Source organism: Leptotrichia sp. oral taxon 218, assembly GCF_018128225.1.
Lineage (GTDB): Bacteria > Fusobacteriota > Fusobacteriia > Fusobacteriales > Leptotrichiaceae > Leptotrichia.
On record NZ_CP072377.1, the window covers coordinates 1,869,952 to 1,892,504 of the forward strand.

The 22,553-nt window shown below is 30.2% G+C and carries 20 protein-coding genes and 1 pseudogene; all 21 read right to left on the minus strand.

The features are described from left to right. Positions 1-32: 32 nt before the first annotated feature. Positions 33-794 carry a Bax inhibitor-1/YccA family protein gene (locus J5A73_RS08875; protein WP_211615043.1) on the minus strand — a complete coding sequence of 254 codons (762 nt, stop codon included), beginning with the start codon at positions 792-794 and terminating at the stop codon, positions 33-35. A 57-nt stretch (positions 795-851) separates the two neighbouring features. Next, positions 852-2,762 (minus strand): threonine--tRNA ligase, encoded by a 1,911-nt coding sequence (gene thrS / locus J5A73_RS08880; RefSeq protein ID WP_211615045.1) that lies wholly within the window; start codon positions 2,760-2,762, stop codon positions 852-854. A 91-nt stretch (positions 2,763-2,853) separates the two neighbouring features. Continuing rightward, entirely contained in the window at positions 2,854-3,315 is a 462-nt protein-coding gene (locus J5A73_RS08885) for a divergent PAP2 family protein (protein ID WP_211615047.1), read from the minus strand. Between the two features lie 122 nt (positions 3,316-3,437). Beyond that, entirely contained in the window at positions 3,438-3,776 is a 339-nt protein-coding gene (gene yhbY / locus J5A73_RS08890) for a ribosome assembly RNA-binding protein YhbY (RefSeq protein ID WP_211615057.1), read from the minus strand. 18 nt (positions 3,777-3,794) lie between these two features. Beyond that, positions 3,795-5,681: a ribonuclease J gene (locus tag J5A73_RS08895; protein WP_211615060.1), complete on the minus strand. Its 1,887-nt coding sequence runs from the start codon at positions 5,679-5,681 to the stop codon at positions 3,795-3,797. 51 nt (positions 5,682-5,732) lie between these two features. Continuing rightward, positions 5,733-7,724, minus strand: a complete 1,992-nt coding sequence (gene mrdA, locus J5A73_RS08900) for a penicillin-binding protein 2 (RefSeq protein WP_211615063.1) — start codon at positions 7,722-7,724, stop codon at positions 5,733-5,735. A gap of 55 nt (positions 7,725-7,779) precedes the next feature. Beyond that, complete coding sequence (rsfS, locus tag J5A73_RS08905) at positions 7,780-8,151, minus strand: ribosome silencing factor (RefSeq protein ID WP_211615067.1); 372 nt, start codon at positions 8,149-8,151, stop codon at positions 7,780-7,782. Positions 8,152-8,217: 66 nt separating this feature from the next. Further along, a complete protein-coding gene (locus J5A73_RS08910; protein ID WP_211615069.1) occupies positions 8,218-8,928 on the minus strand; it encodes a 16S rRNA (uracil(1498)-N(3))-methyltransferase in 711 nt (236 codons plus the stop codon). 18 nt (positions 8,929-8,946) lie between these two features. Beyond that, positions 8,947-9,951 carry a Holliday junction branch migration DNA helicase RuvB gene (gene ruvB / locus J5A73_RS08915; RefSeq protein ID WP_211615072.1) on the minus strand — a complete coding sequence of 335 codons (1,005 nt, stop codon included), beginning with the start codon at positions 9,949-9,951 and terminating at the stop codon, positions 8,947-8,949. A 21-nt stretch (positions 9,952-9,972) separates the two neighbouring features. Continuing rightward, positions 9,973-10,596, minus strand: a complete 624-nt coding sequence (locus J5A73_RS08920) for a DUF445 domain-containing protein (protein ID WP_211615075.1) — start codon at positions 10,594-10,596, stop codon at positions 9,973-9,975. Between the two features lie 173 nt (positions 10,597-10,769). Further along, positions 10,770-11,192 (minus strand): flavodoxin domain-containing protein, encoded by a 423-nt coding sequence (locus tag J5A73_RS08925; protein WP_211615078.1) that lies wholly within the window; start codon positions 11,190-11,192, stop codon positions 10,770-10,772. An 8-nt stretch (positions 11,193-11,200) separates the two neighbouring features. Then, positions 11,201-12,403: an acetate/propionate family kinase gene (locus tag J5A73_RS08930; RefSeq protein WP_211615081.1), complete on the minus strand. Its 1,203-nt coding sequence runs from the start codon at positions 12,401-12,403 to the stop codon at positions 11,201-11,203. A 61-nt stretch (positions 12,404-12,464) separates the two neighbouring features. After that, the gene (gene pta, locus J5A73_RS08935; protein ID WP_211615083.1) at positions 12,465-13,469 is read right to left on the minus strand and encodes a phosphate acetyltransferase; all 1,005 of its coding nucleotides are present in this window, start codon (positions 13,467-13,469) and stop codon (positions 12,465-12,467) included. Positions 13,470-13,527: 58 nt separating this feature from the next. Next, positions 13,528-14,739: a signal recognition particle-docking protein FtsY gene (gene ftsY, locus J5A73_RS08940; RefSeq protein ID WP_211615085.1), complete on the minus strand. Its 1,212-nt coding sequence runs from the start codon at positions 14,737-14,739 to the stop codon at positions 13,528-13,530. Continuing rightward, positions 14,739-15,557, minus strand: a complete 819-nt coding sequence (tsaB, locus tag J5A73_RS08945) for a tRNA (adenosine(37)-N6)-threonylcarbamoyltransferase complex dimerization subunit type 1 TsaB (RefSeq protein ID WP_211615087.1) — start codon at positions 15,555-15,557, stop codon at positions 14,739-14,741. The genes ftsY and tsaB overlap by 1 nt, the downstream gene beginning before the upstream one ends. Before the next feature lie 191 nt (positions 15,558-15,748). Then, the gene (gene tsaE / locus J5A73_RS08950) at positions 15,749-16,204 is read right to left on the minus strand and encodes a tRNA (adenosine(37)-N6)-threonylcarbamoyltransferase complex ATPase subunit type 1 TsaE (protein WP_211615096.1); all 456 of its coding nucleotides are present in this window, start codon (positions 16,202-16,204) and stop codon (positions 15,749-15,751) included. A gap of 97 nt (positions 16,205-16,301) precedes the next feature. After that, positions 16,302-17,548 (minus strand): annotated as a pseudogene (locus J5A73_RS08955) (RNA-guided endonuclease InsQ/TnpB family protein). Positions 17,549-17,957: 409 nt separating this feature from the next. Beyond that, on the minus strand, positions 17,958-18,074 hold the full coding sequence (locus J5A73_RS08960) for a MarR family transcriptional regulator (protein ID WP_211615099.1): 117 nt from the start codon (positions 18,072-18,074) through the stop codon (positions 17,958-17,960). A 39-nt stretch (positions 18,075-18,113) separates the two neighbouring features. Beyond that, entirely contained in the window at positions 18,114-18,602 is a 489-nt protein-coding gene (rfaE2, locus tag J5A73_RS08965; protein ID WP_211615102.1) for a D-glycero-beta-D-manno-heptose 1-phosphate adenylyltransferase, read from the minus strand. A 326-nt stretch (positions 18,603-18,928) separates the two neighbouring features. Beyond that, entirely contained in the window at positions 18,929-20,059 is a 1,131-nt protein-coding gene (locus tag J5A73_RS08970) for an OmpA family protein (protein ID WP_211615104.1), read from the minus strand. Between the two features lie 392 nt (positions 20,060-20,451). Next, the gene (gene glyS, locus J5A73_RS08975; RefSeq protein WP_211617418.1) at positions 20,452-22,482 is read right to left on the minus strand and encodes a glycine--tRNA ligase subunit beta; all 2,031 of its coding nucleotides are present in this window, start codon (positions 22,480-22,482) and stop codon (positions 20,452-20,454) included. Positions 22,483-22,553 lie beyond the last annotated feature (71 nt).

The window sequence follows — 22,553 nt, forward strand, 5'->3', positions numbered from 1 at the left end:
GCATTTTTTACATAAATATTTTTAAATATACTTTATTTTTTTCTTCCCAATATTCTCAAAATATACAAGAACAAATTTATAAAGTCTAAATACAAATTTAACGCTCCCATAATTTCAATTTTATTAAGAATTTCCATATCGCCTTGTACGGCGTGAGCAATTATATTACTTTTTATTCTATTTATATCAACAGCGATAAAAATAACAAATACAATTACTCCAAGAATTGTCGTAAACCAAACTACACCATCACTTTTTAAAAATATATTTACTATACTTGCCAAAATAATTGTAATAAGACCCACAGTTGCAATACTTCCAAATTTTGTCAAATCTTCATTTGTGACATAACCGTAAATCCCCAAAATCAAAAATAGTAGTGCAGTTACAGAAAACGCTGTGATTAAGATATTTAAGTCACCTGCAAAAAGAACTGAAAAACTTATTCCAGTGAGTACCGAATATATGACAAACATCAATTTTAAAACACTTGATGACACTTTATAAATTAAAAATGTAAATGCCAAAACTGTCACAACTTGCAAGACTACAGATACTTTCACTAAACTTTCAAATGCTTCATAAGAAAACATTCCTTTGTAAGCTGCATTTATCACAAAAAATCCGGTAAGACCAGATAACACCAATCCAAGGACCATCCACAACACGCTTCCACGAACTTTTGAAGTAACTAATCTGTTTAAATCTTCATAAGTTGCAATTTGTGTTTCTTTTCCTTCGTTTTTATATTCTTGTTTCAAAAAATCATTATCTTCATCATAATAATTATTCATAAAAATCACCTCTACTTTTATCTATCTAACAATTTTTTATAATTTTTTTAAATAAAATTATTTTTTAAACGGAACTTTTGATTCTTCCAGCAAAATATTTAAAATTTCATCAACTGAAACATTTTTACTTTCTTGTGAACCAAATCTTCTAACATTCACTTCATTATTCGCAACTTCATTTTTACCAATAATTAATTGTACTGGTATTTTTTGATCTCCATTTGCTTCCCTAATTTTGTATCCAATTTTTTCCACTCTTGTGTCAAGTTCAACTCTAATTCCTGCATTTTGAAGTTTTTCAAACACTTCTTTTGCAAATGGAACTTGTTCATCAGAAATTGTCAAAATTCTCGCTTGAACTGGCGCTAACCAAGTAGGGAACGCTCCTGCATAATGTTCAATCAAAATTCCAAGGAATCTTTCTAAACTTCCGTACATTGCACGGTGAATCATTACTGGTTCATGTTTTTCTCCATCTGCACCAATGTAGCTCATTTCAAATCTTTGTGGCAAGTTGAAATCTAGTTGGATTGTTCCACATTGCCAAATTCTTCCAATTGAATCTTTCATCTTAAAGTCAATTTTTGGACCGTAAAATGCTCCATCTCCAGGATTCAACTTGTAGTCAATTCCTTTATGTTCCAAAGCTGATTTTAAATTAGCTTCAGCCATTTCCCAAATTTCATCAGAACCAATTGCTTTATCTGGTTTTGTTGATAATTCAATATGATATTCAAATCCGAATAAAGTATAGAATTTATCGTATAAATCAATAATTTCAATAATTTGTTCTTCAATTTGCTCTTTCGTACAGAAAACATGCGCATCATCTTGTGTAAATGCTCTAACTCTCATAAGTCCGTGCAAAGCTCCACTAAATTCGTGTCTGTGAACAAGTCCCATTTCCCCGTATTTTAATGGCAAATCTTTGTATGAATGCAAGTTATTTTTGTATGAAATTATTGAACCTGGACAGTTCATTGGTTTTATTGCATAAGTTTTTTCATCAATTACTGATGTATACATATTTTCTCTGTAATTAAACCAATGTCCAGAAATTTCCCAAAGTTCTCTATCCAGCATAATCGGTGTTTTAATTTCCTGATATCCTCTTTTTTTATGCTCAACTCTCCAAATTTCTTGCAATTTATTAAACAATTCCACACCTTTTGGCATGAAGAATGGGAAACCTGGTCCATGTTCATCCAAGAAAAATAAGTTAAGCTGTTTTCCTAATTTTCTGTGATCCCTTCTTTCAGCTTCTTCCATCATTGTCAAATATTCATCCAGCTCTTTTTTAGATGCAAAAGCCACTCCGTAAATTCTTTGAAGCATTTTATTTTTAGAATCTCCACGCCAGTAAGCTCCAGCAGTTGACATTAATTTAAACGCTTTTAAATATCCAGTTGATGGAACATGTGTTCCACGGCATAAGTCCACAAATTCTCCCTGTTTATAAATACTGACTTTATCAACTCCCAAGTCATCAATTATTTCAACTTTATAAGTTTCACCTTTTTCAGCAAAGAATTTTTTAGCTTCTTCAGCACTCATTTCGCTTCTTTCAAAAGGATAATTTTCTTTTACTATTTTTTTCATTTCTTCTTCGATTTTTGCTAAATCTTCTTCAGTAAAAGGTCTTTCAGGATCAAAGTCATAAAAAAATCCATTTTCTACAACAGGCCCTATTGTAACTTTTGTATTTGGGAATAATCTTTGCACAGCCTGAGCCATTATGTGAGCCGCACTATGTCTAATTATTTCTATTCCTTCTTCGCTAGTATTTGTTATTAGCTGTATATTTCCTGATTTTTCAATTATGTACGAAGGATCTACTTGGGTTCCATCAATCATAGCTCCTACAGTTGCTTTACCTAAACTAGAACCGATCGTTTTTGCAAATTCCACTACTGTCATTGGTTTTTCTAGCTGTCTTTTGCTACCATCAGGTAATATCATTTCTATCATTATTTCATCCACTCCTTCTTTTTTATCTTATCTTCTTATTTTTTGTTATTGTTTATTATAATACAATTGAAAAGTTTTTTCAACTTAAAATTTACCCCAAAATATATCCTTTGAATAAAAAACTCATAACTATTCCTAAAACAGTTCCCCAAAACACTTCTCGTGGCGTATGTCCCAAAAGTTCCTTAAATTTTTCGTTTATTATTTCTATTCCTTCTTTATGTTCTATCGCTCCTATTAGTTTATTTAAAGCTCTTGCATGTTTTCCAGCTTGGCGTCTAACTCCAGTTGCATCGTATAAAACAATTCCAGCAAACACTGCTGAAATAGCAAATTCTAAAGAAGCAGCACCTTTTAGTAAGAATACTCCTGTTACTAGTGAAACAACTGTTGAAGCGTGAGAACTTGGCATTCCACCAGTTTGAATTAATCGTCCCCACTGTGGTCTTCTTCCCTTAAATATTGGAAAAAAAACTTTGTAAAATTGTGCTGAAAGGCAAGATATCGCCGCAACATCTAAAAGTCTATTTCCAAACAATACTCCTGCGCTCATCTTTTTTTCCTTTTCTTTTTTTCTGTTTTCTCTTCTCTTCTTTTTAATTTTTTTTAATTTCTTTTAATTTCTTTTAATTTCTTTTCTTCACTTCTATTTTATTTTTTATTTTTTAAATTCTTTTATTTTTTGTTTTTTTTCTTTTTAAATTCATTAAATTCAGGTGTAATTATCGCATCTTTTGAATTTTTAGGTTTAAAAAATATAAGCACATTTCCAATTTTATCTACAAAAATTGACTTTGTATCTTTTGCAATTTCACTTGCTGACTCTCTATCTAATTCTACTGATGAATTTTGTAATATTTTTACTTTTATTAATTCTCGTTTCTTTACAACTTCAGAAATACTCTTTAAAACATTTTCATCTATTCCTTCTTTTCCGATTCTTACAATCGGCTCAAGATTGTGTGCCAATTTTCTCAAAAAAGCTCTTTCTCTACTTGAAAGTTGCTGTACCATTTTATATTATCTCCTTTCTTAATTATCCATAATTATTGGTAAAATTATTGGATCTCTGTCAGTTTCCTTCAACAAGAAATCTCCAACTTTTATTCTAATTCTCTGTTTTATTTTTCCAATTTCTTTAACTTTTTCACTCTGTAAAACAGAAAGTTCTTTTTTCACCAATTCTTTTGTCCTAGAAAGCAGACTTTCTGCATCTTTGTTGTAGACAAATCCTCTTGTGACAAGTTCTATATTTTCGTTAAAAGTTCCATTTTTGTATTTTAAAATTGAAATAATTACTATTCCATCATCGGCTAAATTTTGTCTATCTTTTAAGACAGCATTTCCAATGTCCCCAATTCCAAATCCATCAATAAATGTCGCTCCACTTGGCACTTTTCCAACTTGTCTAAATGCTCTTTTAGAAAGTTCTAATTTTGCTCCATTTTCAACTAAAAGAACATTTTTTTCTTCAACTCCTACAGCAACTGCCAATTCTTTATGTTTTTTAATCATTGCATATTCTCCGTGAACTGGCATGAAAAATTTTGGTTTCACAAGATTTATCATAAGTTTTTGTTCTTCTTGACAACCGTGTCCAGACACATGAATTCCAACTCCTTTTTCAAACACGACATTGGCATCCCGTTTCATCAATTGATTAATATTTTTTGTTGCAGCCTTTTCATTTCCTGGAATAGGTGTTGCAGAAATTACAACAGTATCCCCCTGTCTTAGAGTTATGTGTTTATGAGTTCCGTTTGCAATTCTGGACAATGCTGCAAGTGGCTCTCCTTGAGTTCCAGTACACAAAATAAGAACTTTATTTGCTGGATGTGTCTCAACTTTTTCAATATCTATCATTATATCTTTTGGAAGTTTCAAATATCCCAAATTTGAACAAATCTCAAATATTTTAATCATGCTTCTTCCATCAATTGCAATTTTTCTTCCGTGAGAATGAGCAATATTTACAATTTGCTGCAATCTATGCACATGAGATGCAAATGCCGCAAGTATTATTCTTCCTTTAGCTTTTGAAAACTCATCTTTTAAACTTTCTCCAACGGTTCTTTCAGACGGTGTAAATCCAGGAATTTGTGCATTTGTACTATCTGACAAAAGCAAGTCTATTCCTTCTTCTCCAAGTTGCGCAAGTCTTCCAAAGTCGAACCCTTCTCCATTGACAGGTGTTAAATCCACTTTAAAATCTCCCGAATGTAAAATTGTCGCAGCAGGAGTTTTTATGCAAATGGCGTAACAATCAGCAATACTGTGTGTAACACTTATAAATTCCACCGTAAAATATTTTGAAATCTTTAAAATATTTCTTCCAGTTATAACTTTCTCTTTTGGAAGTTTCGCATCCTTTTTCTCAAATTTAGCTTTTGCAAGTGCAAGTGTTAGTTTTCCACCATACATCGGTATATTTTCTGTTCCCAATTTTTGGTAAAAATACGGCACCGCTCCAATATGATCTTCGTGTCCATGTGTTAAAAGCAAAGCTTTTATTTTATTTCTATTCGCTTCTAAATATGCAAAATCAGGTATTATAACATCAATTCCCAAATGTTCATCCTCTGGAAATGTAAGTCCGGCATCCACCACAACTATTTCGTCTTTATACTGAAATGCCGTCATATTTTTCCCAACTTCTTCCAATCCGCCTAATGGGATTACATACATTTTTTCATCTCTTGCCTCATCTTTGAAACTTCTTTTGTCAACATGTCTATTTCTATTGTTCGCAAGTGGAACATATCTTGTTTCGTTTTTTTCATCTAAATGTCTTCTATTCGTACTTTTTCTTCTAAATCTCTTTAAATTAGATTTTATTTTATTAGTATCTTCTTTTTTAGAAAAATATCTTTTTATTGTTGAATTTAAACTTCCTGCTTCTCTTCTTTCTTTATCTGACATTTAGTAAACACCTCCTCACTTTATTTTTTTATATTTTTATATTTTCAAATTTTATCCTTTTTTATTTCCATTATTTCCATTATTTTTATCATTTTCGTTATTTTTATTATTTTTGCTATTTTTATTATCATCTTGTGTTTTATCTTTATCTTTTTGTTTTACTTTTAAAACATATTTTTCTCTATATTTATTTATAAAGACTCTAGCCATTTCTCCAGAGGCGACTCCACCATATCCTCCACCTTCTACAACCGAAACAAATACAATTTGTGGTTTATCTGATGGAAAATATCCAGCTATCCACGAGTGATTATCTCCAAATCCAGAATTTTGTGCCGTACCTGTTTTAGCAGAAACAGGATAACCGTCTATTCTAAGTATTTTCGCTGTTCCACCTGAACCCATTACTGGCAGTCTCAATGCATTTTGCAACAATTTTATTGTCTTTGGACTTACATTTAATTTTCTCGAAAATTTTGGCTGATTTACCTCAACTTTTCCGTTATAAGTTACAAATCTGTCTACAACAGTTGGTTTTAACTGCACACCGTTATTTGCAATTGTCTGATAAACTGAAGCAATTTGTATTGGTGTAACAAGCACATAACCTTGTCCTATTGACATATTGATTAAATCTCCTGGAAGCCATTTTTGATCTTGTTTTTTCTTAAATCTTTTCTTTTTCCATTCAGGACTTGGCAATGTTCCCGTAGATTCTCCAGGTATGTCAATTCCTGTTTTTTGACCGATTCCATATTCTTTAGCATATTTATCAATATTTTTTATTCCAGCTTTTTGAGAAAATACATAATAGTATGTATTTACTGATTCTTCGATAGATTTGGCAAAGTTAGTTATACCATGTCCAGCTTTATGCGAATCTCTAAATACTGAACCTCCAAATCTATATTGTCCTGTAGAATTTACTGTTGCATACGGAGAAATTCCAGATTCCAATATTCCTGTACCAGTTACTGCCTTAAATGTCGATCCAGGAGGATAAAGTCCTGCAATTCCTTTGTTTACAAGTGGTTTTGATTTAGAATTTACCAAAGCGTTCCACTGAGCTCCAGGAATTTTTGAACTCATCAAATTCAAGCTTATTTCAGGATTGCTTACAAAAGTAACTATTTTCCCAGTTTTCGCTTCCATTGCAATAAATGCACCAGTTTTCCCGCTAAATGCTTCTGTCATAGCTTTTTGCAAGTCAAAGTCGAGTGACAAATATACATTTTTTCCAGCAATACTTTCGTTTGTGGAAATTTGTCTTATTATATTCCCCTTTGCATCAACTTCAATACTCTCTTTTCCATCCTGACCTTTCATCTCTTTGTCATAAGAACGCTCAACACCTTTTTTCCCAATTAGGTCACTATTTTGATAACCTTTGTCTTTTAACTCGTTATATTCTTTTTCACTTATCGGTTTTACATAACCTATAACATGAGATGCTATTGTGTCTTCAGGATAAAATCTCTTATTATATTCAACTATGTCAATTCTATCGTTATCCAATTTTTCAATAGCCTTTAATGCAACATTTTTGTCCAAATCCTCAATAACCAATATTTTTTTATCCGTTCCAAGTCTTTGCTCTTTAAAAAATTTATCAATTATGTCGTCCAAATTTGTTCCAGTCACTTCATTAATTTTTTTAATATCAAGCATTGTCTCTTCCAAGTCCTTAGCTTTTTTCTTTTTCTCACTTGAAAGTCTTGCATGAATTTGCTCTGGATTCATATTTTTCATTTCTTTCAATATTTTTACATCATTTGCATCAAGCGTTTTTGTCCCAATGTGAACCAATTGATATCCTGTCATATTTTTTGCAAGTAAATGACCTTCTCTATCGTAAATTTCACCACGGTTAGCTTTTATTATATTTGTTCTAATTCTATTTTGCTGTGCTCTTTCTTCATATTTAGAAGCTTCTAAAATTTGTAAAATAAATAATTTTGAAATTAATACTAAAAATCCTATTCCTACAAGCATAATAAAAGCAATAAACCTTGGATTTTTTTCTTCCTTGTCTAATTCTCTCATTTTTTTTCCTTCTTTTTTTGCCTTGTCTTTATTTTTTTATTTATTTTAAAATATTTTATTCATCAATTTCTTTATTTTCTTCGTTTTCTTTATTTTTTCCATTTACTCCGTTGTAAAATTCATCTAATTTGTAATAATCTCTCGCATCTTTACTAAATATACTAACAATCACATCTCCTGCATCAATTAAAACCCAATTAGCTTCTTCCAGTCCTTCAACACTTCTAACCGTTTCCAAACTTTTTTTTACATCTGTCGCAATCGCTTCAATATTTCTACTTGAACTTCCAGTACAAAGTATCGAATAATCAAAAAATGGTGATTTTCCACGCATATCATATACTTTTATGTCCTGCGCTTTCTTGTCCTCCATAATGTCAATTATTTGTTGAATTTCTGCACCAAATTCATTTTTTATTTCACTCATTTTCTCTTTTTCCTTTCTTTAATTTAATTTTGTTTTGTTTTTTATTATTTTTAGTTTTTTAATTTTTTATTTTAAATTTAAATTTGAAATAATTCCTGCAACTACAATTGAAGCTGTTTCAGCTCTTAAAATTCTAGCGCCAAGACTCACTTCAAAAGCATTTTTTTCTTTCAAAAAATCAACTTCCTCTTCGGTAATTCCGCCTTCTGGTCCAATTACACACAAAATATCTTTATCTTTTTCATCAATTAATTCAAAAATCGACTTTGAATTTTCACTATTTTCATAGGCAAATATTATTTTATCATATTTTTCGTAGTCAATTTCACAAATTTTTTTTATTTCTGAAATTTTGGGAAATTTCACTCCTCTACATTGTTTTAGCGCTTCTCTTACAACAGTTTCCCATTTTTCTTTTTTTTCATTAATTTTTACAACAACTCTTTTTGTCTTTAACGGAATTATTTTATTAACACCTATTTCCGTCAATTTTTGTATCGCTAAATTCATCTTGTCGTTTTTTAAAATTCCTATCGCCATGTCAATATTCACATCAAGCGAATAATTGTCCTCCATTTTTTTTATTATTTCTAAAATGACTTCTTTTTTAGAAATGCTTAAAATTTTTGTCAAATATTCAAATTCGCCGTCAATAACTCTCAATTCATCATTTATTTGAAGTCTGTACACATTTTGAATATGTCCGCAATCCAATTTATTATCAATAATAATTTTTGTATCACTAATATTTTTCTTTTCTGCTATCACTGTCAACAACAGCTTTTCACCTCATTTTTATTCTTCCAGTATTTTTTTTATTCCTAAATGTCTGTAACCAGCTTCAGTTACAACTCTTCCACGGGGTGTCCGCTTTATAAATCCAATTTTAATTAAATACGGCTCATAAACTTCTTCAATTGTTCGTCTATCCTCTCCCAGCAAAAGTGATAATGTCTCAATTCCAACAGGTCCGCCGTTATAGACATCAATTATTGAACTTAAAATTTTTCTGTCAAGTTCATCCAAGCCATTTTCATCGACTCCCAAAAGTTTTAAAATCCCATTTACACTTTTTTTGTCCAAAACTCCATTTCCTTCAACAAGTGCATAATCTCTTGCTCTTTTCAAAAGTCTATTCGCAATTCTAGGCGTTCCTCGACTTCTTTTAGAAATCTCGCTAATTCCGTCTTCATCGTACGAAATGCTTAAAATTTCAGCTCCTCTTCGAACAATTTCTGTAAGCTCATCAAGATTGTAAAACTCCATTTTATGTGTCACACCGAATCTGTCCCGAAGTGGCGTACTAAGTTGTCCCGCTTTAGTCGTCGCACCAATTAATGTAAATTTTGGCAACTCAATCCGAATACTTCTAGCTGACGGTCCTTTTCCAATTAAAATATCAATTTCATTGTCTTCCATCGCAGGATACAAAATTTCTTCAACTGAAGTATTTAATCTGTGAATTTCGTCAATAAATAAAATGTCATTTTCTTCAAGCGAAGTCAAAATTGCCGCCAAATCCCCTGATTTTTCCAAAACTGGTCCAGTTGTAATTTTTAAATTTACTCCCATCTCATTTGCAATCACTCCTGCAAGTGTCGTCTTTCCAAGTCCTGGAGGTCCATATAGCAAAATGTGGTCCACAGTTTCATTTCGCATTTTTGCCGCTTTTATAAAAATGTTCATTTTTTTTTTCAAATCTTCTTGACCGATATATTCGCTAAAAGTTTTTGGTCTAAGTGACTTTTGAATATTGTCCTCTCCCAGTTCATCGGGTGCCAATACTCTTTCTTTTTCCATCTTTTCTCCCTCTCTCAAAACTTATATCGCTTTTAGTGCCACCATCAATAAGAATTGAAACACTGCGATAATTCCCCCAAGAACTCCACCTATTATTTCAATATGCTTTAGTTCATTTTTTGAAATTCTTAAAATAATTTCTTCTATTTCTTGCAAAGAAAAATTTTCCATTTTTTCCAAAATAATTTCACGAAAATTTATTTTTTCTTTTCCTATTTTTATAATTTCCCCAATAATTTCTTCTTTATTTTCCAAAATGCTCTTTTTAAAATAAGATTTTATCTTTTCAATCACGCTATCATTTATAAACATTTTTAATAACGGATTTTTATCCAATATATTTTTTTGCAATTTTTCTCCAATAACTTTATCTAATAACTTATCAATAATTTCATCTGAAAGTTCCATTTCTTCAATTTTATCTGCGATATCATCCACAGAAATCAGCTCTTTTTCCACAACATCGGCTATATTTAAAGATATTTCCGCTCTTCTTTTGGGAATTAATCCCTGTATTTTAAAAAAGAGAAAATTCATCTCTTTATATGGTCTAAAAAGCAATTTTATGGCTAAGTAATTCGTAAACCATCCAATAAGTGTTCCAACAAAGACCATCATAAAAAATTGTAATATCAAATTTCCCAAATTTTTCCTCCGAAAACTTATGTTTTTGAAATAGTTTATATTTAATGGTACCACATTTCTTATTTAATATCAAGAATTATTAATTATTGGCAAAATAAAATATGTCTGAAAAGATAAAAATTTTTTTTATTTATTTAATCAAGGAGGAAAAAATCCCCCTTTTTTTATTTTTGCTATAATATTATTTTTCTTCCATATTCCTTACACTTTTCAATTTTTTCGTCATCGTCAACCGCCAGGTGATTTATAAGTCCTTCTCCTACAATTGAAAAATTTTCACTAGTTAATTGTTCCACCCAATTTTCCATAAAAACTCCAGTTCCCCAATCGTAAGAGCCAAAAAGTCCAACTGTTTTATTAAAAATTTTATCTTTATTTGTTTCGATAAATTCAACCATTTCTGGCGCTATTTCTTCTGCTCCTGAAGCAGGTGAACCAAATGCCAAAAAATCAGCATTTATTGAATTTTCATCAGCTTCTTCCACATTTATCACTTTCACATCTGCTCCCGCATCTTTTGCACCTTGAGCAATATTTTTTGCCATTTCTTCAGTATTCCCTGTTGCCGAATAGTAAATTATATTTAAACTTGCCATTTTTTCTCCTAACTTTCTCTTGTAAGTCTATAAGTATCTCTTGCTATCATTATTTCTTCTGCTGTTTCAATTTTATAAACTTTTACTTTAGAATTTTCTTTAGTAATTTCTACATTTCCTGGTAACCATTTACTTGATTTTTCCTCATCCAAATCAATTCCTAAATATGTCAAATCCCTACAAATATCTCTTCTCGCATAAAAAGCATTTTCTCCAATTCCACCTGTAAATGCTATTGCATCAAGTCCATTCATTGCAGCGGCATAAGCTCCAATATAAGATTTTATTTTGTAACAAAACATTTCATATGCCAATTTTGCTTTTTCATTTCCTTCTTCAACTCCAGCTGCCAAGTCCCTAAAATCTGAGCTAGGTCCAAAAATTCCTTTAATTCCAGACTGTTTGTTCATTCTCGTATTCATTTCTTTTGGAGTCAAACCTCTTTTTTCCATAATGTAAACAACTGCCGATGGATCCACATCTCCAGTTCTAGTTCCCATCATAACTCCAGCAAGTGGAGTTAGACCCATCGAAGTATCTACAACTTTTCCATTTTTTACAGCTGTTATACTAGCTCCATTTCCAAGATGGCAAACTATTATTTTAGAATCTTTTTTCCCAAGCATTTGAGCTGCAATTTCACTCACATATCTATGTGAAGTCCCATGTGCACCATATTTTCTAACTTTTAACTCTTCATAGTCTTCATATGGAAAAGCGTACATATATGCTTTTGGCTCCATTGTCTGATGAAACGAAGTGTCAAATACAACAACATTTTTTTTATCAGGAAGTAATTCCATCATAACTCTCACACCCATTGCCGCAGCTGGATTATGAAGTGGAGCAAGTTCCCCAAGTTCTTCAACCAATGAAATAACTTTTTCATCAACTAAAGCTGAATCTTTAAAATAAGCTCCTCCTTGCACAACTCTGTGTCCTATCGCATCAATTTCATCAACACTTTTAATAACTCCCATGCTATCGTCCTGAAGAAGTTTTAATACAGCGTCAATTGCCATTTTATGATCGTCCATAGGTTCTGGCTGTTCAGTTATTTTTATATCTTTTATCAAATTTTTGTAACTGATCATCGGATTTGCAATTCCTATCCTCTCGCACAGTCCTTTCGCAATTGATTTTTCATTTGTCATATCAATTAATTCAAACTTTAACGACGAGCTTCCACTATTTATAACTAATATTTTCATTTATTTATTCCCTCCAAAAATTTTTATTTATCTTTATCCTTATCCTTATTCTTAATTATTATTATTCATCAGATTCAACAGCTGTAATTGCCACAACTTCAACTATATCTTCCACGCTACAACCTCTTGACAAATCGTGAACAGGTCTTGCAAGTCCTTGAATTAATGGTCCTAATGCTTTTGCACGAGAAAATCTCTGAGTCAATTTATAACCAATATTTCCTGCATTTAAATCTGGAAAAACCAATACATTTGCATTTCCTGCCACTTTTGAATTTGGCGCTTTAAGTTTTGCCACTTCTGGAACAATTGCCGCATCTAACTGCATTTCTCCATCAAATTCAAAGTCAACATTTTTAGTTTCTAAAATTTCGATTGCTTCTCTAACTTTTCTAACTGATTCACCATCTGCACTTCCTTTTGTCGAATAAGATAAAAATGCCACTTTTGGTTCTTTAATTCCAGCCGTAACTCTAGCTTTTTCTACTGCTGAAATCGCTATATCCGCAAGTTGCAGCGCAGTTGGATTTGGAATAACTGCCGCATCAGTAAAAATAAGCGTTCCATCTGCTCCAAAGTCCGAGTCAGTTATCATAACAAACGAACTTGAAATTGTTTTAAGCCCTTCTTTTGGTCCAATTACTAAAATTGCTGCTCTTAATACATGCGCAGTCGGAGAAATCGAACCTGCGACCATTCCGTCAACTCTTCCTTGTTTTACAAGCATTGCTGCAAAAAATCTAGGATCTGATAACATTGTAGCTTTTGCCGCTTCAAAAGTCATACCTTTTTTTTCTCTTCTCTTTCTCAAAATTTCTGACATTTGGTCAATAGTCGCACAGTTATTTGGATCATAAAAAATTGCTCCATCCAAATTTACCCCCAATTTTTCCGCCTCTTTTTTTATTTTTTCTTCGCTTCCCACAAGTGCAATTTTCGCAAGACCTTCACTCATAACTTTTTCAGCCACTTTTAACACCCTTGGATCTTCCGTTTCTGGTAAAATAATTGTTTTTTGCAATATTTTTGCTTTAGCTTTCAAACTTTCTAACAAATTTTTAGGCATTGTTTCAACTCCATTTCTTTTTTTATTTTTTATTTTTATTTTTAAATATTTTTTAAAACTAATCAGAAAAAATCGCTTCTACAAACTCTTTAGAATCAAATTTTCTAAGATCTTCAATTCCTTCCCCAACTCCAATAAATTTAATTGGCTTTTTTAGTTCATTAGTTATCGGAAAAATAATTCCTCCTTTTGCAGTTCCGTCAAACTTAGTCAAAATAATACCTGTTAAATCCACAATTTCATTAAAGATTTTAGCTTGTTCAAGTCCATTTTGCCCAGTCGTGCTGTCAATTACAAGAAGTGTTTCAAATTTATCATTTCCCGATTGTTCTTTTATAATTTTATTAATTTTTTCCAGCTCTTTCATCAAATCTCTTTTATTATGAAGTCTTCCCGCTGTATCCAGTATCGCCACATCAAAATTTCGATTTTTAGCGGTTTTTACCGTATCAAATATGACAGCCGCAGGATCACTTCCATGAGATTGTTTCACAACTTCAACGCCAGTTCTTTTTCCCCATTCTTCAATCTGCTCAATTGCAGCCGCTCTAAATGTATCTCCAGCTCCAATTATAACCTTTTTCCCTTCATCCTTTAACTTTTTCGCAATTTTTCCAATCGAAGTCGTCTTTCCAACTCCATTTACTCCAACTACCAAAATAATATTAAGTTTTCCATCTTGAATATCAAGTTTTGTATTTTCTTCAGTGTTGTAAACTAGTTTATCTTTTAGCAATTCTTTCAATTCTTCATAGACATCCTGCGACGCTTTCAATCTCTTTTTGGCAACTTGTTTTTCCAAATCTGCTACAATTTCCATCGTCATATCCATTCCAATATCAGATTGAATAAGCAGTTCTTCCAACTCTTCATAAAGTTCATCGTCAATTGTTTTTCCCAAAAACATCTCTTTTAATTTTGAGAAAAATCCTTTTTTAGGTGTTGCAAGTCTATCTTTTAGTGGTTTTAACTTTGGTTTTTTCTTAGTTTTTTCAATTTTTTCTTCTTTTTTTTCTTTTGCTTCTTTTTCTTCTTTTCCTTTTTCATTTTTGTTTTCTTCTGATTTTTTTTCATTTTTTAATTTTTTATTTTTTTCAGAAATTTCATTGCCTTTTTTTGTTTTTTCTTCTTTATCTTCTTTATTTTCTTTATTTTCTTCGTTTTCTATATTTTTTTCAATTTTTTCAGTTTTTTCAGTTTCTTTAGTTTCTTCAATCTCCTCTTCTTTTTTCTTCTTTTTTCCAAATTTAAAAAAATTTTTTAAAGCCATTATTTCTTATCCCTTTCCGCCTGTGATTTTTCCAAATAATTTGGTCTTAAATTAAAAATATCAGTTTTTTTGTCTTCAAGTTTTCCAGAAATCATCATTTGAACAAAAGTTGCCACATCAATTTTCAAATTTTTTTCTTCAAATAAATGAATACTTTGTCCCAAATTTTCTTCTATCTTTTCTCTATAATTAAAAACTGCATCTCCAATCATATAAATTTCACTATTTTTATTTTTTTCTTTATTTTTTTTAATTTCTCTACTTTCTTTATCTTTATTTTTATCTTCTTTTTCAATTTCTTTATTTTTTTCATTTTTTTCAAATTTTTGATTTTTAATTTCCAAGATTACATCATCCAATTTAGCAACTTTATAATCTTCCACTAACTCAAGTTTATTTTCAAAAACTTTATAAGCCGCAAAATAAACTTTTTCTTTTCTCGAATCTATCAATGCATAAATTTTTTTATCCAAAAAATTGCTGCAAGTTGCACAAATATCAAAAAATGCCTGATATCCCAGCGCATCAAGTTCATTAACTTCATAAAAAGTCACATCATCTCTTCCAAAAAAAATCCCTTTTACGACAGAAATTGCTATTCTCACACCTGTAAAAGAACCAGGTCCAATCGACACAACCACATTTTTTATATCAGTTAGCTTTTTTCCAGTCCACTTCAAAAGACACTCAATTTGCTCCAAGATTGTTGTAGAATGTGATTTTGCAACTTCAATATGAATTTTTCCCAGAACTTTGTCATCTTCATAAAGTGCAAGACCAGCTAATTTAGTAGTCGTAGTTATTGCAAAAGTTATCATGATTTTCCTTTCTTTATTTGTTTTTCTTTTAGTTTTTTTAGTTTCTTTTAGTTTCTTTTAGTTTCTTTCGTTTTATTTTTATTTTTATTTTTATTTTTACTTTTTATTTTTTATTGTTTATTGTTTCTTTTATTTTTTATTTTTTATTTTTTATCTTTTTACTTTTCTCTTTATTTTTTTTAAAATTTTTTTTATTTTTGTAATTTTTCCAAACAATCTATTTTTTCCCCATTTTCAAATTTATAAACTGAAATTTTTCTTGTGTTTTCAGAATTATGATTAATTTCAATAAAAATCGTATCTTGCGGCATTTCAGATAAAATTTTATCTGCCCATTCAACAATTACGACGCTCTCTTCATCTCCAATAAAATCTTCAAACCCAATTTCATAAATTTCTTCAGAATCGCTAATTCTGTAGACATCAAAATGGCTAATTTTTTTTCTTCCACTCTCATATTCAATGACATAAGTAAATGTCGGACTTTTCACATTTTCAGTTACGCCAAAATACTTGCAGATTTTTTTAGTAAAAGTCGTCTTCCCCGCTCCTAAATCTCCAATTAGCCCAACACATCCGCCATTTTCCAATTTTTTGGCTAAATTTTTTGCCAAATCATTTATTTCATCAAAATTCATTATTTTCATATTTCAATCTCACTTTTTCTGAACCTCCCACGACTAAAGTCGCAGGGTTCTAAAATTTTTAAAAATATTCAAAAATTTTCTAAGAAGTTTGATAGCTTTACACTACCCTTATTCTTTTAGGTGTGTTCAGCTCACCTCTATTGTATAGGACATTTAAGTCCACAACTTTACTTTTTCTTAGAATATTTAATGCTCCATTACAATCTGCATTTATGAGTTTACCTATGCTTGTTTGATATAGTCCTCTTTTTATTCTTTTTCCACTGAATATATATTCTTTTTGATTTTCTTTATCATATATTGGAATTTCATCTCCATCAAAGAAACTTGCTTTTGATGTATAACTTTCTTCTTGCAGCTTAAATTCTATTCCATATAGTTTACATAGATATATTAATTTATCTCTTAATTTCCCATATGGTATATTTACAAAATTTTGATTATTTATACTCCCTATATTTGAATTTCTTTGAAAATCTTCATTATATCCCAGAACTATTCTTCCTATATCATTATTAAGACAATAATTTATTATTATTCTTGCTGCTTTCGAAAGATAATCTTCTATACGATTATTTCTCTTTCTAGCTATTCTCTTTTGCCTTAATGTTATATGCTCTATCTTTTGCTTATCTTTAATGCTTTGTAATTTTGCATTTGTCTTATTATAGTATTGATTTATTGATTTTAATTTTCTACCATCTATTATGAATGAAGCTCCAGTATTTGTAACACAAGTGCAAAGATTGTCTATACCTAAATCAATTCCTAGTGCATTTTCTTTATTTAATTCCCTTTGAACTTCCTCTACTTCATAAGTATATTGAATTTCAAAGTACCTAGAATGTTGTTTTGGTATTATTCTAATCTCTTTTATCTTCTTGCCTTTCAATACTGGTGGCAGCTTAATTTTAACTTCCTGATGAGTTTTCTTAAACAAATTTGAATAAGGAACTATCAGAATATCATCTTTTAATCTAACAAAACCTATAACAAGAGTTGTAAAACCATCTTTAGCAAGATATTTAGGTAATTTTATTTTTTATTATCATATTGACCTTTTTTAGCAAGTTTTAAAAGTACAAAAAATGATTTGAAACTTCCGTCTACTTCTTTTAGAATTTGTTGAGCCATATTAGAATTTAACTTCTTATAGTTCTCACTATTTTTAAGCATTTTATAGTTTTCGTTATAACTTAAATACTTTTTATTTTCAAAATAGTATTGTCTAACATTATATATAGCTTGATTCTTTAAATTCTTAGCTATATGGCACAAATATTTCAAAATTTTAAATTCTTTTTTACTAAGATGTTTTACTTGTTGTTTTAATGTCAAATACATAGATATCACCTCCTTTTCATCAGAGATATTATACCATGTATTCTACATTTTATCTGTCAAAAAAGTAATATTTTTAAATATTTTTAAAGTTTTTAAAACCCCACAACAGTGGGAAGCGTCGTTCACATAAGTTCGCTACTACTTATGCAGTTCTCTTATGAACTTCTTGTTATCTCTAACAAGCACAGACTATATCTTATCCATATCCTATTTCAAGGACTTAGGCGAAACCACTTCCAATACCTATCGCTTGTATTGTACTCCCCTCACGAGGGATAGTCGTTGAACTTTCCTTTTCAGGTTTAGCTGCTGATTGTCTATTATCATAATGTTTAGGATTTAACCTTGCACCATCTAGTATATTTTTTCTGCTTTCGCCACCATCACACCTATACCATTCACTTAGGTATTATGTTGTGGTTATACTAGCTTTAAGAGTTCCCAGCAATTCAGTTTCTTTGTTGCACGGTTTTGATCCGTGTCTACATACAAGTTTCCCTATATGCTTACTAAAATTTTCGTACAATTCATCTCACGACTAAAGTCGCGAGTGTTCTTGCACTATTTAATAAACTTTAATTATTTTATTAATTATATCTGTTGTGGAAACATTGTCAACAAAAGATAAAATTTTAACTTTTCCACCATTTTTTTCCACAATTTTTGTTTCTGGTAAATCTTCTTTCTTATAATCTCCACCTTTCACATGAATGTCAGGTTTTAAAATATCCAGAAGTTTTTCCGGCGTCTTCTCATCAAAAATAACTGTAAAATCCACAAACTTCGTCCCCAAAAGTACAAACGCCCTATTTTTTTCATCGTTAATTGGTCTTTTATCGCCTTTGTTGACTTTAACAGAAGAATTACTGTTGACACCGACAACCAAAATATCTCCAAGACTTCTAGCTTCCTCCAAATAAGTCAAATGACCTATGTGCAAAATATCAAATACTCCATTTGTAAAAACAACTTTTTTCCCTTCCCTTTTTAATTCAGTTATTTTCTCACACATTTTTTCTGCACTCAATAAATTTTCTCTAAAATTATTTTTCATATTTTCTCCACTTTTTCAATTAAAAAATTATTTCTATTTATTTTATTAATATCTGAACCTCCCACGACTAAAGTTGCAGGATTCTAAAATCTATAAATTTTAATTTTTAATTTTTAATTTTTAAATAATCTCTATTTTAAATTTTTCTAAATACACAATTACAATAAATTATATCACATTTTTCGAAAAAAAAGAAAATATTTAATAATTTTTCTCACATTTTTTGTTATACAAAAAAAAGGCTTTCGCCTCTTTTTAAATATAATTTTAAAAAAATTATAAAATTTGAGAACTATTTAAAATAGTTCCCAAATTATTAATTATTCTTATTGGTTAATGAATTTTACATTTTGGAAGTCAACATTTTGGAAGAATAATTCAACTCTTCTGTTATTGTATCTTCCTTGTTCTGTATCGTTAGTATCCATTGGATTAGCTTCACCTTGTCCAGTGATTGTTCCGTAAGAAATTGTATTTTTAAGTCCATATTCTCTTAATAATCTTGCTACATTTTGTGCTCTTGCAACTGATAATTTTTGGTTGTAAGCAGCTGATCCAGTTGAATCTGTATGTCCAACGAAATCAATTGATCCACCGTCAGCGAATTGGTTAATTACACCTGCGATACTTCTTAAGTCGTTTTGTTCAGTTTCGTTAGGTACTCTTCCGTCAACTTTAAATCCTCTGATTACACATTTTTTCTCATCAACTGAGCAGCTAAATGGTAATGCAGCATTTCTACCAGTGTCGATTGTTTTATCAGGTACTGGAACTGGAGTTGGTACAGGTACTTCAACTGTTTGAGTTATAACTTTAGGTGATCTGTCATTTTTCAATTGACCGATTCTATAACCTACTCTTACTCCAACTGTATCTAAATGATCTCTGTATTTAGTTACATCAGCATTTGGAGTTTTGTCAGATACTTTAAAACTAGATCTTTCATATAATGCTTCTAATGAAACTGGTCCAAATTCAGTACCAATTCCTGCTGCAGTATATAATCCACCTTTAATATCCAATCCTGCTTGTTTTCTTGCTTCTTTTGATTCTTTAGCGAAATTGTATCCTGCTCTACCTAATACATATAAAGCATCATTTCCATTGTTAGTTGTAATTAAGTTAAATTTACCTAAAGCATAAACTGGTACATCTCTACCAATTTTTTTAGCTTTTGCATAAGTACCATTCCATTGGTCTTTTTTAGGTTTTAATTTTCCTGAGTTATTAGCAAATTTATATTCTGCTCCTAATCCCCATTCAAATTCACCTTGGTTGTCTACGATGTATTCAGCACCAGCAGTTGCACCATTTTTTACTTTAAAATCAGGATTTTTCCAATAATCTGCTCCTGATTTATATTTTCTGTAGAAATCATATCCACCTTTTACTTGGAATTCAGACGCTACAGCATTCAAAGCTAATAAAGCTGTTCCCAAAATAACTAATTTTTTCATTTTAATTCCTCCTGAATTTTCTATTTAAATCTTGTTACTATACTGTCTTGATTGTGCCTAAACAGTTATATTTCAAGATGCTTAATCCAAAATAAAAAATTTTAAAAAACTAAAACTTAATTGATTTTTTAAAAAAACTTTTTAATAATTTGGATTTTTTAATCTAACTTTACTTAAGTGATTATACACCATTTAAGCAAAAAAATCAAGTTTTTTTGCTAATTTTGCACTAGGTCAAGTTCAACTTAACCTTTGTTTTACACTTAAATAATAACATTTTTAGCAAAAAAAGTCAACACTAAAATTTTATTTATCTATCATTTAACTGTGAAATTTATTCGAAAACCCCATATTGACTGGCAATTTAACTATTTAAATTTTTTTAAAAATTTTTATATATTTATCATCTTGTCAATTGATTTTTCCAATTTTTTCAATGTAGCAATTCTATTATTTTTAATTTTTTTATCGCTGGCGTTAATTATAACATTATCGAAATAGTTATTAATTACATTTGCATTATTCAATAAAACTTGAATGTAATTTGCAAATTCTTCATTTTCAAGAAATTCCAATTCATTTCCTAATTCAAATATTGCTTTTTCCTCGTCTTTTTCAAATAAGTTTTCTGAAATTTCAGTTTCACCTTTGGTATCTTTAACTATATTTTTTACTCTTTTTAATAAGTTAATTAATGTTTCGAAATTTTCTGTTTTCGATAATTCCAACAACACTGACAATCTGTCATTTAATTTTACGATATTGTTTTCAAGATTAATTTCATATGAAATCAAGTCCTTGCTGTATTTTTCACCTAAAACATTTGATAATCTTTGTTTAAACAATTCTACCACATTTTCCACAACATTTTTATCCAACACTTTTTTGTCAGCTGCAAAAATTTCGTAAGCCTTTTCGACTAATTTTTCGTAATTTAACTCTAATTTAGAATCCAATGCTACTTGAATGATTCCTTGAACTGCTCTTCTCAACGCATAAGGATCTTTTGAACTTGTTGGTTTTAAACCTACTGAATAACAACCTACTACAGTGTCGATTTTATCAGCAATTCCAGCTAATGCTCCTTCAATAGTTGTCGGCAAAATATCGTTTTGGTATCTTGGCAAATAATGTTCAAAAATTCCAAGTGCCACTTCTCTATCTTCACCTTGTTTTTCAGCATAAACTGATCCCATAAATCCTTGTAATTTTGTAAATTCTTTTTCTGCAATTACATTCGAAACCAAGTCTGCTTTTGAAAGTTCCACTGTTCTTAAGATATTTTTCTTTTTCGCTCCATATCCCAATTCATCTGCCAAATATTCAGCGATTTTTTTACTTCTTTGCATTTTTTCGTAGATTGTTCCCATATCTTTTTGGAATGTAACTTCTTTTAATTTTTCCACATTATCGGCAAATTTACCTTTTAAATCTTCGTCAAAGAAGAATTTTGCATCAGCAAGTCTTGGCTCGATAACTTTTTCATTACCTTTTTTCACAACTTCCGAATATTCAGGTGCATTTCTAATTACAATAAATTTATTTGTCAATCTTCCATTTGCATCTTTCACTGGAAAATATCTTTGGTGTGTTTCCATAGTTATCGTAATAATATCTTCTGGAAGGTCCAAATAATCAGGATTAAACTCACCTTTTATCGCAAAAGGATATTCCACCAAATTCACAACTTCTTCCAATAAATAATTATTGATAATTGCAACATCACCATCATTTTCACAATTTTCTTTTATACTTTTTAAAATTTCTGCTTTTCTATCAGCTTTTCTAGCAATTACACTATTTTCTCTCAATTTTGAAACATATTCGTCAGGATTTGAAATTTCAACATCTTGTGGTGCAAAATATCTCATTCCACGAGTTTTGTTTCCACCTTTTAATCCTTCAAACTCAAAAGGCAATACTTCTGTTCCAAGCAAAGTCACAAACCATTTTATCGGTCTTGCAAATCTAAATGTTCTATCTGACCATTTCATTGATTTTTCAAACTCGATTTTTTTAATAACATTCGACAATATTTCTGGCAACACTTCTTTTGTAGGTTTTCCAGCAATAAATTTTTCAATTGAAATATATTTCCCTTTTTCATTTTCGATAATTTTTACATCATCAGGTGTCGCTCCTTGTGATTTTATAAATCCTTCTCCAGCTTTTGTCAACGCTCCGTCTTTATAAGCGATTTCCACTGAAGGTCCAACACTTTTTTTATCCAAATCTGCTTGTTTTTCAGCAATATCTTTAACAATAATCGCCACTCTTCTAGGCGTACTAAAAGACTCTATTTCTGAAAACGCAATTCTTTCTTCTTTTAACTCTTTTTCCGCAATTTTTTTCAAATTACTTTCAGCCTCGTCTACATATCTCGAAGGCAATTCTTCTAATCCTATTTCAAAAAGAAAATTCAATTTTTTCACTCCTTTCGGTATTTACACTCTTCTTTTTTTATTTTTTATAAATTTTCGCCCAAAAAGAAGTA

Coding starts and splice junctions, on each gene's coding strand:
- J5A73_RS08875 (WP_211615043.1), bottom strand. CDS start 794: ATGAATAATTATTATGATGAAGATAATGATTTTTTGAAACAAGAATAT.
- thrS (WP_211615045.1), bottom strand. CDS start 2,762: ATGATAGAAATGATATTACCTGATGGTAGCAAAAGACAGCTAGAAAAA.
- J5A73_RS08885 (WP_211615047.1), bottom strand. CDS start 3,315: ATGAGCGCAGGAGTATTGTTTGGAAATAGACTTTTAGATGTTGCGGCG.
- yhbY (WP_211615057.1), bottom strand. CDS start 3,776: ATGGTACAGCAACTTTCAAGTAGAGAAAGAGCTTTTTTGAGAAAATTG.
- J5A73_RS08895 (WP_211615060.1), bottom strand. CDS start 5,681: ATGTCAGATAAAGAAAGAAGAGAAGCAGGAAGTTTAAATTCAACAATA.
- mrdA (WP_211615063.1), bottom strand. CDS start 7,724: ATGAGAGAATTAGACAAGGAAGAAAAAAATCCAAGGTTTATTGCTTTT.
- rsfS (WP_211615067.1), bottom strand. CDS start 8,151: ATGAGTGAAATAAAAAATGAATTTGGTGCAGAAATTCAACAAATAATT.
- ruvB (WP_211615072.1), bottom strand. CDS start 9,951: ATGGAAAAAGAAAGAGTATTGGCACCCGATGAACTGGGAGAGGACAAT.
- J5A73_RS08925 (WP_211615078.1), bottom strand. CDS start 11,192: ATGGCAAGTTTAAATATAATTTACTATTCGGCAACAGGGAATACTGAA.
- J5A73_RS08930 (WP_211615081.1), bottom strand. CDS start 12,403: ATGAAAATATTAGTTATAAATAGTGGAAGCTCGTCGTTAAAGTTTGAA.
- pta (WP_211615083.1), bottom strand. CDS start 13,469: ATGCCTAAAAATTTGTTAGAAAGTTTGAAAGCTAAAGCAAAAATATTG.
- ftsY (WP_211615085.1), bottom strand. CDS start 14,739: ATGGCTTTAAAAAATTTTTTTAAATTTGGAAAAAAGAAGAAAAAAGAA.
- tsaB (WP_211615087.1), bottom strand. CDS start 15,557: ATGATAACTTTTGCAATAACTACGACTACTAAATTAGCTGGTCTTGCA.
- tsaE (WP_211615096.1), bottom strand. CDS start 16,204: ATGAAAATAATGAATTTTGATGAAATAAATGATTTGGCAAAAAATTTA.
- rfaE2 (WP_211615102.1), bottom strand. CDS start 18,602: ATGAAAAATAATTTTAGAGAAAATTTATTGAGTGCAGAAAAAATGTGT.
- J5A73_RS08970 (WP_211615104.1), bottom strand. CDS start 20,059: ATGAAAAAATTAGTTATTTTGGGAACAGCTTTATTAGCTTTGAATGCT.